Consider the following 12,027-nt stretch of genomic DNA (forward strand, 5'->3'; position numbering starts at 1 on the left):
TTTACCGTGGAATACGAAGTTGTCATCGGGTTGGAGATCCATGCGGAACTCTCCACCAAAACCAAGATCTACTGTGGCTGCAAAAACTCCTTTGGCTCCGAGGTCAATTCCCAGTGCTGCCCCATCTGCCTGGGAATGCCCGGCACCCTGCCCACCCTCAACAAGCAGGTGGTGGAGTACGCCATCCGCATGGGGCACGCCACCCACTGCACCATCAACAACGTCACCAAGCAGGACCGGAAGAACTACATCTACCCCGACCTGCCCAAGGCCTATCAGATCTCCCAGTACGACATCCCCCTGTGCGAAAACGGCTATCTGGAGTTCATGGTCGACGGCGAGAAGAAACGGGTGGGGATCACCCGCATCCACATCGAAGAGGACGCCGGCAAGCTCATCCACGCCGACTCCTTTGACGGCTCCCTGGTGGACTTCAACCGCTGCGGCGTCCCCCTCATCGAAATTGTGTCCGAGCCCGACATCCGCAGCCCGGAAGAGGCCCATGCCTACCTGGAGACCATCCGCTCCATCCTCCTCTACCTGGACATCTCCGACTGTAAAATGCAGGAGGGGTCTCTGCGCTGCGACGTCAACGTCTCCCTGATGCCCAAGGGGTCGAACACCTTCGGCACCCGCTGCGAGATGAAGAACGTAAACACCTTTAGCGGGGCTGTCCGCGCCATCGAGTACGAGATGGCCCGCCAGAAAGAAATTCTGGATGCCGGCGGCGTCATCGAGCAGGAGACCCGCCGCTGGAACGACGCCAAGGGGGTCACCGAGCTGCTGCGCAGCAAAGAGGACGCCCAGGATTACCGCTACTTCCCCGAGCCCGATCTGCGGACCATCTACATCCCCGAGGTGCATGTGGAGGAGCTCAAGGCCACCATCCCCGAACTGCCCAACCAGAAGATCGAGCGGTATATGATCGCCTACGGCCTGCCCCAGAAAGAGGCCACCCTCATCGCCGAGGACGTGAGTCGCTCCCACTTCTTTGAGCGGTGCCTCGAAGGGGGAAAGGTGGCGCCCAAGTCGGTCTGCAACTGGCTGCTGGGCGACATCGCCAAAGTCCTCAACGAGCGGGGCTGTGAACTGGGCGATCTCGCCCTCACCCCCGAGCGGCTGGTGGAACTGATCTCCCTGATCGACCAAAAAACCATCTCCACCACCTCCGCCAAAACGGTGCTGGAGTGCATCCTCGACGACGGGGAGATCGCCATCGACCAGATCGTCAAGGAGAAGGGGCTCGCCCAGGTCAGCGACACCGCCGTGCTGGAGGCCATCGTCGCCGAGGTGCTGGCCGAAAACGCCAAGGCGGTGGAGGACTACCACAACGGCAAGACCAATGTGCTGGGCTTCCTGGTGGGCCAGTGCATGAAGCGCTCCAAGGGGCAGGGAAACCCCGGCCTGATGCGCCAGCTGCTGGAAGAAAAAATTTAGAAATACCCGTTTTTGAGCGAGAGGGGGAGGGCCTGCGGGCTTTCCCCCTCTCTCATCAAGGCGAAAGGGAGGGGAGACTCTGTCGATGAAGCGCTACCTCGCGGTGCCCGACTCCTTTAAGGGCACCCTCACCTCTGGGCAGATTTGCGATATTCTGGCCGACTGCGTCCAGCGCTGCGATCCCTCGGCCCAGCTGCGGGCCATCCCGGTGGCGGATGGGGGCGAGGGGACGGTGGACGCCTTTCTCGCCGCCCTCGGGGGCGAGAAGATCGCCATTCCGGTGGCGGGGCCTTATTTTGAAGAGTGTTTTGCCTTCTACGGCATTTTGCAGGGCAGCCCCCGCACCGCCGTCATTGAAATGGCGGCCTGCGCCGGCCTTCCCCTGGTAGAGGGCCGGGAAGACCCTTTGCAGACCACCACCTACGGGGTGGGGCAGCTGATCGCCGACGCCCTGGCGCGGGGGTGTGAGAAGATTTTACTGGGCCTGGGGGGCAGTTGCACCAACGACGGTGGGGCCGGTGCGGCCGCCGCCTTGGGGGTTCGCTTTTTGGATGACAAGGGGGTATCCTTTATCCCCGTTGGCAGTACCCTGGGGCAGATCGCCGCCATCGACCGCTCCGGGCTCGACCCGCGGCTGGCAGCCGCCGAAAAGGTCGCCATCTGCGACATCGACAACCCCTTTTACGGCCCCAGCGGCGCGGCGGCTGTCTTTGCCCCCCAGAAGGGGGCGAGCCCTGACCAGGTGACCCAGCTGGACGAGGGGCTTTGTTGGCTGGCGAAGACGATCCTTGCCGAAACGGGGCGGGATTTGCAGCAGCTGCCGGGGGCAGGGGCCGCCGGGGGGATGGGGGGCGGCGTCTGCGCCCTGCTGGACTTTCGGCTGCAGATGGGGATCGACGCCCTTTTGGACGCGGTGCACTTTGACCACCTGCTGCGGGAGACCGACCTGGTCTTTACCGGGGAGGGGCGGATCGACAGCCAGAGTCTGCGCGGCAAGGTGGTTGTCGGGGTCGCCCGCCGGGCCCGGGCACAGGGGGTGCCGGTGATCGCCCTGGTGGGGGAGATCGGCGAGGGCGCAGAGGCCGCCTACGCCGAGGGGGTCTCGGGTATCTTCTCCATCAATCCCCGGGCCGAGGCCTTTGCCACCGCCCGCCACCGCAGCGCCGAAAACCTCCGGCAGACAGCAGACAATCTGCTGCACTTCTTACGGGAGATGGGCTGGCAATAACCGATGGGAGAAGCGGCCTCCCATTTTTTACTCACAAAAAGCGCCTTGTGACCTGCTTTGCACAAAGGGCCCGCAGCTGATGAGCTGCGGGCCCTTTTTTGCGTTTCGGGACAGGTTCTATCCCGGTGGGACAACCCATATAGTGTTAGTGTACAAGTTGTGGGAGGGATGAACCATGAGCCGAGAAACCCCTTTTGAGCAGGTGACAGCCGTCCTGCCCGAACCCATTCGCAGCGGCTGTCTGGCACTGCCCCGGCCCGCTTGGGAGCGCTGTCAGGAAATTCGCCTCACCTCTGGCCAGCCCGTCTCCCTCTATGGGGAGGGGCGGTTGCGCTTTCTGGGGAAAGGGGCGCTGCTGGACGAGCCCCAAGGGGCCCTCTGTGCCACCGCCGCCCAGGTGTGCTCCTGTGTGCAGGCCTGCTGCGAGTACTCCCTCTACTCCCATCAGGACCAGATTGCCCAGGGCTTTCTCACCATCCGCGGCGGGCACCGGGTGGGGCTGTGCGGCAAGCGATTTTACTCCCCCGAGACGGGGGAGACGGTGCACGAGTTCGAGGCTGTCAGCCTGCGCATCGCCCGGGGAGCGCTGCCCGCCGACCCCGCCGTCCTCCGCTTTTACCGGCTGTACGGGCTGGGGAATACCCTCATTGTCGGCCCGCCGGGCAGCGGCAAGACCACCCTTTTGCGGGGGCTCGTCCGCGCCTTCTCCGGCGGCGGATGGGAGCGCTATTTAAAGGTGGGGGTGGTGGACGAGCGGGGGGAGCTGGCCAACTGCCTGGGGGGGCAGTGCCAGACCGATTTGGGTCCGGGCGCCTTTGTACAGAGTTACTTTTCAAAAGCCGAGGGAATCTCTCGCTGTGTGCGCACCATGTCCCCCGACTTGGTGGCCTGCGACGAGATCGGCAATGAAGAGGACGTAGCCGCCCTGCGGCGCTGTGCCGTCTCGGGGGTGTGGGTCATCGCCACCGCCCACGGCGACACGGTGGAGGACCTGCGGCGAAACCCCGCCCTGGCCCCACTGCTCAAACAGGGCTTTTTCACCCACTTTTTACAGGTCTCGCCCCGCGACTTCTCGGTCAGGGCCCGCTGCGAGAGGGGGGCTCCCTGTGGTTAAGGCAATCGGCTGCCTCTTCCTCCTCTCGGCCTGTTCCCTGGGGGGGATCCACCTCTCCAGCCGCATCCGAGAACAGGAGCGGCTGGTGGAGACCCTGCTCAAGTTCTTTCGCGGAATCGAGGGGGAGCTGACCTACGGTGGCGCGCCGGTGGGGGAGCTGCTGCAAAAGGCCGCCCAAGACCCCCGCTTTGCCGGGCTCGACTTTCTCCCTCTGTGCTGCCGGGGGATGGAGACCGGCGCCTTCTCGGCCAGCTTTTGCAGCGCGGTGGAGGGGTGCCGCTGCCTGCAAAAGAGCCCCCCCTCTCTCCGCCAGCTGATGTTGGACTTTGGGAGGGAGTTTGGCACCCGCCCCTCTCCGGTGGAGCTCTCCCGCCTGGCCCTGTTGGTGCAAAAGCTGGAAGAACAGCTGGAGGAGACCCGAGAGGTCTACCGGAAAAACGGAAAGATGTACAACACCCTGGGGGTGCTGGCGGGGCTGGGCCTCTCCATCATCCTCTGGTAGCCCCAAAAGGAGGACGCGAAAATGGACGTAGATCTCATCTTCAAAATTGCCGCCATCGGCATCATCGTGGCGGTACTCAACCAGGTGCTCATCCGCTCCGGACGGGAGGAACAGGCCATGCTCACCACCCTGGCGGGGCTCATCGTGGTTTTGATGATGATCATCGGGGAGATCAGCACCCTGTTTGACACCGTCAAGGCCATCTTCGACCTGTGAGGCGGTGGGAGGAATGAATGTGCTGGGCGTGGCGGTCTTTGCCGTCGTTGCGGCGATCCTGGCCCTCACCCTCAAACAGTACAGCCCCCAGATCGCCGTGGTGGTGTCGGTGGGGGCGGGGGTGCTGCTCTTCGGCTACATCGCCGCCTCCCTGCTGCCGGTGTTGCAAGAGGTCCTCTCGATTTCGCTGCTCTCGGATGGGGTGGCCGAAAACATCGGCACCCTCTTCAAGTGTTTGGGGATTTGCTACGTGGTACAGCTGTCGGCCGACAGCTGCCGGGACGCCGGACAGCAGGCCATCGCCTCCAAGGTGGAGCTGGCGGGCAAGGTCGCGGTGTTGGCCCTGGCCCTGCCGATGCTGAAAACGGTGGTCTCCTTTTTGGACGACCTGATCTTTCTGTAAAGGGGGGTGGCGCTGTGAGACATCCAAGAATCTTGGCCGCCCTGTTGTTGGCCCTGACCCTCCTCCTTTTTTCGCCCTGGACGGCCTTGGCCCAAGAGGGGGAAGGGGAGAGCCCCGCCACCGACACCCAGCAGATTTTGCAGGAGCAGTACGACTTGAGCGGCGCCTCCCAACTGGAGGACGCCCTTCCCGATGAGGCCAGGGACACCCTGGAGGACAGCGGCCTTCTCGACGGCGATTTGACGGGGGAGAGGGCCCTCTCCTTTCTCGACCTGCCCAGGTTGCTGGGCAGTCTCTGGGAGTCGGTCAAGGCCACCGCCAAAGAGCCCGTCCGCATTCTGGCCCTCATTGTGGTCACCATTTTGGTCTGCGCCATGGCCGAGAGCATGAAGAGCACCTTCTTTTCTGAAAGCCTCTCCCCGGTGGTGTCGGTGGTGGCCACCCTCTGCATCGCGGTGGCGGTGGTTGCGCCGGTCTACCGGCTGATTCAAGACCTCAACCAGACCCTCCTCTCCACCAACCAGTTCATCGCCACCTTCGCCCCCATCTACTCCACGGTGGCGGCTACCTCCGGCCAACCGCTGACGGCCACGGCCTACTCCGGGGTGCTGATGTTGGTGGTGCAGGGGGTGTCGGCCATCTGCTCCTCCACCATCGTCCCCCTGTTGGGGCTGATGCTGGCCTTTTCGGTCACCGGCGCGGTGCAGAGCGATCTGCGGGTCTCGGCCATCAGCGGGGGGCTAAAAAACGCGGCGGTGGTGCTGCTGACCCTGTTGCTGACCATCTTCTGCGGCGTCCTCTCGATGCAGAGCTTTGTCACCTCCGCCTCGGACAACCTGGCCATGAAGACTGGAAAACTCCTCATCGGCAACATGGTGCCGATCGTGGGAGGGGCGGTCTCCGACGCCCTCTCCTCGGTCTACGGCTGTCTCAAGGTGGTCAAAAACGGGGTCGGGGTCTTCGGGATCGCCGCGGTGGTGGTCTCCTTTGTGCCGCTGCTGCTGCGCTGCCTGCTCTACAAGGCCACCCTCTGGGCCGGGGCGTTCTTCTGCGACATGCTGGGGGTCTCGTCGGTGCGGGACACCCTCAAATCCATCGGCAACTGTCTCACCATCGCAGTGGCGCTCCTCTTCACCTACGCGCTGCTGGTCATCATCACCACGGTCATCGTCATGATGGGCGTCGGCTAAAAAAGGGGGAACGGGTCGTGCAGGCAATTCAGCAGTGGGGGTTCGCCCTCTGCCTTAGCTGCATCTGCGGCGGGGTCTTCAAGATGGTGGCCCCCTCCCGCAGCATGGAGTCGGTGTTTAAGGTGGCGGTCAATGTCTTTTTTCTGGCCTGTATCGTCGCCCCCCTGTCGGGGCTGGGCGGGGTCTCGATCGCCCTCCCCTCGGCGGGGGAACTGCCCCAGGTGGGCCAGGCCCAGGAGCAGGTTGCAAAACAGGTGGCAGCCCTGGCGGCCGAGAACCTGCGCGTCCAGATCGGCGCCTATCTGGATGCGCAGGGGAAAGGGGAGGACTATGAAAAAATAGAGGTGCGCACTCATGTGGACGAGGAGGGGCGCATAGATATTAGAGAAATCAAAATCCAAACGGGAAAGGGGCGGGACGAGGCCCTGGAACGCCAGGTCAGCGAGGCGTTCGGCCTGCCCACCTCGAGCGCGGAGGACACAGAAGATGCTGGATAGATGCAGGGAACTTCTCGCAAAAGTGGACAAAACAAAGCTCATTGTTATCCTGGGGGCCGTCGGGGTCTTGCTCATCTTTCTTAGCAGCCTGGGGGGCAAGTCCAAAAAGGGATCCTCCCCGAGTGCGGGCTCCTCTTCGGCCGCTGTCAGCCAGGAGGCATACGTGTCGCAGACTCAGAAGGATCTGACGGACATCCTGCAAAAGGTGCAGGGGGTCGGCCGGGTGGAGGTGATGGTCACCCTGGAGCGCTCCTCCGAGAGCCAGTACCTCTACGAGGAGAAAAAGAGCGTGGACGCCATGGCGGGCCAGAACGGCAAGAGCCGGGAGAGCACCGAGAGGAGCTATCTCTTGGTGGAGGATCAAAACGGCAAGAAACAGGCGGTGGTGCAGAGCACGCTGGAGCCGGTCATCAAGGGGGTGCTCATCGTCTGCGACGGAGGGGGCGACCCCACTGTGGAAGGGCGGGTTTTGGAGGCGGTGACGACCCTGCTGGACGTCCCCTCCAACCGCGTTTACATAGCGAAAAAAGGCGGGTAGACCGCCCTTTGGCACGGGGTGCCCAGAAAAGGCAGAGAAAGGGGTAAACAAATCATGAAAGCAGGAAAGAAGCAGGTCATCTTGGGGGCGCTGGTGCTGGCGCTGAGCGTGGCGGTCTATCTCAACTGGCAGTTCGCCAAATCGGGCAGCGACTTCACCACCACCGATTCCCTGTCGGCGTCAAACAACTACGGTGAAGCCGAGTATGTCAATGGCTCGGGCGGCGACAGCTCCAAGAGCGAAGAGGAGCTGGGGGAGAAGGAGGAGACCTCCGCCCCGGTGGAAAAGGGGGAGGAGTACTTCGCCGAGTCCCGCACCAACCGCCAAAAGAGCCGGGACGAGGCCCTGGACAAACTGCAAAAATCCCTCAAGGACACCACCATTTCAGAGGAGGAGAAGAAATCCCTGACCAACTCCCTCTCCTACATGGTCAAGGCGGTGGAGACCGAGGGGAAGATCGAGAGCCTCATCAAGGCCAAGGGCTATTCCGACTGCCTGGTGTACATCAACAATGAAAAGGCCGACGCGGTGGTCAAGACCGACGGCCTCAACGAGGACACCGCCAACCAGATCAAGGAGATCATCATCCGCGAGGCCGGCGTCAAAGCGGAAAATATCACAATAACCGAGGTAAAATAGTTGTCTCTCTCCTTTTTTGTGGTATAATATACAGCATACAGGGTGTATGTTATACAGAATGATGCATTGCTATAAAGGAGGGCGCATTGATGGGCGAACCCAATTTGAAGGACACCATCGGCAACCTGAAGGTCTCTGAAGAGGTGCTGGCCACCATCGCCAAGATGGCGGCGGGGGAGGTCAAGGGGGTGGCTCAGGTCACCTGCGAGAACTCCGCCAATATCAAGGGGCTGTGGGCCAAGGCGATCCACCGCAACCCGGTGGGCATCGAGTTAAACGGCGACATCGCCACGGTGAATATCTGCCTGGATCTCTACCAGGGAGTCAGCATCCCGGACGTCTCCTTGGCCGTGCAAAACAGCGTGAAATCCGCCATCCAGAGCATGACGGGCATCACCGTTTCCAAGGTGAATATCGTCGTGCAGGGGATCGCCTTTGAGAGTGAGAGCGGGGAAGAGCACTGACATTCGCCCCATACCCTCCCGTGTACCGTCACAGGAGGGTATTTTTGTGGGGTGGCCCCGCACCTTATATTCCAACACAGCGAGGAGACAAATATGACCAGAAGTGAATCGAGAGAGGCGGCCTTTGTGCTGACCTTTGAACAGTTTTTCCTGTCCGACGAGAGCGCCGAGGACATCATCGCCGGCGCGAGTGAGTGCGGCACCCTGCGGATGAGCCAGTACACCCTAAACGTCTTTCGCCAGGTGTGCGAGCGCGCCCCCGCGCTGGACGAGCAGATCGCCCGTCACCTAAAGGGCTGGACCCTCGAGCGCGTCTCCCCAGTCTGCCGCTCCATCCTGCGGGTGGCCCTGGCCGAGATCGCCGCCGACTTCTGCCCGGTGGGGGTCGCCATCAACGAGGCCGTTGAACTGGCCAAAAAGTACGGCACCGACGACGACTACGCCTTTGTCAACGGACTTTTGGGCGCGGTGGCAAAGGAACTGGGAACACCCGAGGAGGCCCTTCAACCCCAGGCGCAGCCCGAAGCGGCCGAGGACGAGGAGCTGCCGGCGCAGCCGCAGGAACAATGAAGTACTTTCTCGGCCTCGACACCAGCAACTACACCTCCTCCCTTGCCGTCTGCTCGGCCGAGGGGGAAGTGGTGCAGAATATCCGCCTGCCCCTCCCGGTCAAAGAGGGGCAGATGGGGCTTCGCCAGAGCGACGCCTGCTTTCTACACGTCAAAAATTTCAGTGAACTCACCACCTCTATCCTCGGCGGGATCCCCGTCGGGGATGTTCTGGCTGTTGGTGTGTCCGACCGCCCCCGAGATGTGGAGGGCTCCTATATGCCCTGTTTCCTGGTAGGGCTCTCCAGCGCCACCCTCATCGCCAACTTGTTGGGTCTGCCCCTCTACCGCTTTTCCCACCAGCAGGGGCACATTGCCGCCGCCCTCTACGGGGGCGGGGCCCTCGCCTACCTGCAGAAGCCCTTTTTGGCCTTTCACGTCTCCGGCGGCACCACCGAGGCGGTGCTGGTGGAGCCCGACGGGGAGCGCATCTGCAAGACCACCTATCTGGCCGGTTCCCTTGACCTGAAGGCCGGACAGGCCGTCGACCGGGTGGGAGGGCTGCTGGGGCTGCCCTTTCCCGCCGGTCCGGCACTGGACAAGTTGGCCTGTCAGAGCGAGAAGAGATACCGGGCCCGCCCCACCTTTAAGGACTGTGACTGCTGCCTGTCCGGGGTGGAAAACCAGTGCCGAAAGATGCTGGCCCAGGGCGAGGCCCCGGCCGATGTGGCCCGCTACTGTCTCGACTACCTGCTGGCCGCCCTGGACGGGATGACCGCCCGGCTGCTGGAGAAGCTGGGGCCGCTGCCTGTCCTCTACTCGGGCGGAGTGATGTCAAACTCCATCCTCTCGGCGGCCCTGTCCCAAACGTACGGCGGGGTCTGCGCCCCGGCCAACTTCTCCAGCGACAACGCCGCCGGCATTGCCCTTTTGTGCAGAGAGAGGTGGGGGAGATGACCGGCGCCACCCTTACCGTCACCCAACTCAACGCCTACGTCAAATCCATCGTCGAATCTGACGGCAAGCTCAAAGACCTGCTGATCCGGGGGGAGATTTCCAGTTTTCACCGCCACTTTCGCACCGGTCACCTCTTTTTCAGCCTCAAGGACGCCGGCGCCTCGATCAAGGTGGTGATGTTTCAGTCCTACGCCAACCGGCTGGCCTTCTCCCCGGAGGACGGGATGTCGGTGATCGTCCGCGGCGCGGTCTCGGTCTTTGAGCGCGACGGGGTCTACCAGCTCTACGCCAAGGACATCCTGCCCGAAGGCGTCGGCGCCCGGCAGCTGGCGCTGGAACAGCTCAAGCGCAAGCTGGCCGCCGAGGGGCTCTTTGACGCCGGGCGCAAAAAGCCCTTGCCCCCCTTTCCCCAGCGCATCGCCCTCATCACCTCCAAGTCGGGGGCGGCGGTCAAGGACGTGCTGGGGGTTCTGGCGCGGCGGTACAACCTCTGCACCGTCTCCCTGATCCCGGTCTCGGTGCAGGGAGAGGCGGCCTGTCCCTCCATTGTGCGGGCCCTGCGCTACGTCTCCATTGCCGGGCGGTACGACGCCTGTATCCTCACCCGGGGCGGCGGCAGCCAGGAGGACCTCTGGGTTTTTAACCGGGAGGAGATTGCCCGTGCCATCGCCGATTGCCCGGTACCGGTCATCTCGGCGGTGGGGCATGAGATCGACTTCACCGTCGCCGACCTGGCAGCCGATCTGCGGGCGCCCACCCCCTCGGCAGCGGCCGAACTGGTAGCCCCTGACAGCGGGGAGATCGCCCGCCAGCTAAACGGTGCCTCCCTGCGGATGGAGACGGCTCTTCACCGCCTCTACACCCGAAAGAAGGAGGCTCTTTCCCAACTTCAGCTGCGCCACCGCGCCTGTTCGCCCGCCCAGTTGCTGGGGGAGCGGGGCGAGGGGCTTGCCGCCCTCCGCCACCGGCTGCAGGCTGCCTGCGCCAAGCGGCTGGACAAGCTGGAGGCCGATTGGCGCAGCGCCGCCGACCTCTGCGAGAGCCTAAACCCCGCCAAGGTACTCTCCCGGGGCTACGCCATTGCACAGAAGGGCGGCGCCGCCGTCCGCTCCATTGGACAGATACAACCGGGCGACCGGCTCTCCCTTCGCTTTTGCGACGGGAAGGCCGATTGTACCGTCGACCAGATAGGGGAGGAGACCCGTTATGCCGACCAAGAAGAAAGCGAGTTTTGAAGAGAATTACCGCGCCTTAGAACAGGCCATTGCCGCGCTGGAGGGGGACGATCTCCCTCTCGAGGAGGCCCTGTCCATCTACGCCAAAGCGGCAGCCCTGCTGTCTGACTGCTACGGTCAGCTCAAAGCCGCCCGCCAGACGGTGGAGGAGATCAAATTGGAGGGGATGGACGATGAACTGTAATGAGCAGCTCGCGCGCGACCTGGCCGCCATCGAGGCCTTTTTGCAGACCGCCGTCCCCGACGGCGACCCCCTCTACCGGGAGGTGGCCGAGGCCATGCGGTACAGTCTGCTGGCCGGCGGCAAGCGCATTCGCGCCCTCTTTGTCCTCGAGTGCTGCGCCGCCCTGGGCGGCCGGCGGGAGGAGGCGCTCCCCCTGGCCGCCGCCATCGAGATGGTGCACGCCTACTCCCTCATCCACGACGATCTGCCCTGCATGGACGATGACGACCTGCGCCGGGGCAAGCCCTCCTGCCACAAGGTCTATGGCGAGGCCACCGCTTTGTTGGCGGGGGATGCCCTGCTGACCTTTGCCTTTGAGACTGTGGCCGCGGCCCCTCTTCCCGAGGGGCTGCGGTTGCGGGCGGTGGCCGCCTTGGCCCGCGCCGCTGGCTATCGGGGGATGATCGGCGGTCAGGTCATCGACCTGGCCTACGAGAACAAGCCCATGAAACCGGAGGTGCTGGCCACTCTGCACCGGCTCAAGACCGGTGCTCTCCTCTCGGTGAGCGCCCAGCTGGGGGCCATCGCCGCCGGCGCGGGAGAGGACAGCCAGCGCGCCCTGGGCGACTTTGCCGAGGACATCGGGTTGGCTTTTCAAATTGCAGATGATATACTGGATGCCGTGGGGGATGAGGCCAAGTTGGGCAAGCCCATCGGCAGCGACGCCGAGCAGGGAAAGACCACCTTTGTCACCCTTTACGGGGTAGATGCCTCTCGCAAACAGGTGCGCGCCTGCACCGACCGGGCCCTCTGCAAGCTGCAAAAGGCGGTCCCTGACGGGCAGGACGAGTGCCTGGCACACCTCTGCCAGTCGCTGGTGGACAGAGAAAGCTAAA

General features: G+C 63.4%; 16 protein-coding genes. All 16 read left to right on the forward strand.

Translation table 11 applies throughout. The annotated features are described in order from the left end of the window. The first annotated feature begins 6 nt into the window (after positions 1-6). The 16 genes from gatB to HJY11_RS00490 all read left to right on the forward strand — a co-directional run bounded on the left by gatB (position 7) and on the right by HJY11_RS00490 (position 12,026). Entirely contained in the window at positions 7-1,437 is a 1,431-nt protein-coding gene (gene gatB, locus HJY11_RS00415) for an Asp-tRNA(Asn)/Glu-tRNA(Gln) amidotransferase subunit GatB (RefSeq protein ID WP_208074131.1), read from the forward strand. A gap of 85 nt (positions 1,438-1,522) precedes the next feature. Continuing rightward, entirely contained in the window at positions 1,523-2,665 is a 1,143-nt protein-coding gene (locus tag HJY11_RS00420; protein ID WP_208074132.1) for a glycerate kinase family protein, read from the forward strand. Between the two features lie 175 nt (positions 2,666-2,840). Continuing rightward, the gene (locus HJY11_RS00425; protein ID WP_208074133.1) at positions 2,841-3,779 is read left to right on the forward strand and encodes a stage III sporulation protein AA; all 939 of its coding nucleotides are present in this window, start codon (positions 2,841-2,843) and stop codon (positions 3,777-3,779) included. Then, a complete protein-coding gene (locus HJY11_RS00430) occupies positions 3,772-4,281 on the forward strand; it encodes a stage III sporulation protein AB (RefSeq protein ID WP_208074134.1) in 510 nt (169 codons plus the stop codon). The genes HJY11_RS00425 and HJY11_RS00430 overlap by 8 nt, the downstream gene beginning before the upstream one ends. A 21-nt stretch (positions 4,282-4,302) precedes the next feature. Then, on the forward strand, positions 4,303-4,497 hold the full coding sequence (gene spoIIIAC / locus HJY11_RS00435) for a stage III sporulation protein AC (RefSeq protein ID WP_021659113.1): 195 nt from the start codon (positions 4,303-4,305) through the stop codon (positions 4,495-4,497). Positions 4,498-4,510: 13 nt separating this feature from the next. Continuing rightward, complete coding sequence (locus HJY11_RS00440; RefSeq protein WP_208074135.1) at positions 4,511-4,900, forward strand: stage III sporulation AC/AD family protein; 390 nt, start codon at positions 4,511-4,513, stop codon at positions 4,898-4,900. A gap of 14 nt (positions 4,901-4,914) precedes the next feature. Then, positions 4,915-6,090 carry a stage III sporulation protein AE gene (locus HJY11_RS00445; protein WP_208074136.1) on the forward strand — a complete coding sequence of 392 codons (1,176 nt, stop codon included), beginning with the start codon at positions 4,915-4,917 and terminating at the stop codon, positions 6,088-6,090. A 17-nt stretch (positions 6,091-6,107) separates the two neighbouring features. Continuing rightward, positions 6,108-6,587: a hypothetical protein gene (locus tag HJY11_RS00450; RefSeq protein ID WP_208074137.1), complete on the forward strand. Its 480-nt coding sequence runs from the start codon at positions 6,108-6,110 to the stop codon at positions 6,585-6,587. Between the two features lie 163 nt (positions 6,588-6,750). Next, positions 6,751-7,125 (forward strand): hypothetical protein, encoded by a 375-nt coding sequence (locus HJY11_RS00455; RefSeq protein WP_208074138.1) that lies wholly within the window; start codon positions 6,751-6,753, stop codon positions 7,123-7,125. Positions 7,126-7,179: 54 nt separating this feature from the next. Then, positions 7,180-7,764: a SpoIIIAH-like family protein gene (locus HJY11_RS00460; RefSeq protein ID WP_208074139.1), complete on the forward strand. Its 585-nt coding sequence runs from the start codon at positions 7,180-7,182 to the stop codon at positions 7,762-7,764. Between the two features lie 89 nt (positions 7,765-7,853). Next, positions 7,854-8,228 carry an Asp23/Gls24 family envelope stress response protein gene (locus HJY11_RS00465; protein WP_208074140.1) on the forward strand — a complete coding sequence of 125 codons (375 nt, stop codon included), beginning with the start codon at positions 7,854-7,856 and terminating at the stop codon, positions 8,226-8,228. Positions 8,229-8,321: 93 nt separating this feature from the next. Next, positions 8,322-8,798, forward strand: coding sequence for a transcription antitermination factor NusB (gene nusB, locus HJY11_RS00470; RefSeq protein ID WP_208074141.1), 477 nt, complete (start codon positions 8,322-8,324; stop codon positions 8,796-8,798). Next, positions 8,795-9,733 carry a peptidase M22 gene (locus HJY11_RS00475; protein WP_208074142.1) on the forward strand — a complete coding sequence of 313 codons (939 nt, stop codon included), beginning with the start codon at positions 8,795-8,797 and terminating at the stop codon, positions 9,731-9,733. The genes nusB and HJY11_RS00475 overlap by 4 nt, the downstream gene beginning before the upstream one ends. Then, complete coding sequence (xseA, locus tag HJY11_RS00480; protein WP_208074143.1) at positions 9,730-10,968, forward strand: exodeoxyribonuclease VII large subunit; 1,239 nt, start codon at positions 9,730-9,732, stop codon at positions 10,966-10,968. The genes HJY11_RS00475 and xseA overlap by 4 nt, the downstream gene beginning before the upstream one ends. Continuing rightward, a complete protein-coding gene (gene xseB / locus HJY11_RS00485; protein ID WP_208074144.1) occupies positions 10,940-11,152 on the forward strand; it encodes an exodeoxyribonuclease VII small subunit in 213 nt (70 codons plus the stop codon). Before xseA ends, xseB begins: the two co-directional genes overlap by 29 nt. Beyond that, positions 11,142-12,026: a polyprenyl synthetase family protein gene (locus tag HJY11_RS00490; protein ID WP_208074145.1), complete on the forward strand. Its 885-nt coding sequence runs from the start codon at positions 11,142-11,144 to the stop codon at positions 12,024-12,026. Before xseB ends, HJY11_RS00490 begins: the two co-directional genes overlap by 11 nt. Position 12,027: the final 1 nt, after the last annotated feature.

This window comes from Bittarella massiliensis (ex Durand et al. 2017) (assembly GCF_017566145.1).
Taxonomy (GTDB): Bacteria; Bacillota; Clostridia; order Oscillospirales; family Ruminococcaceae; genus Bittarella; species Bittarella massiliensis_A.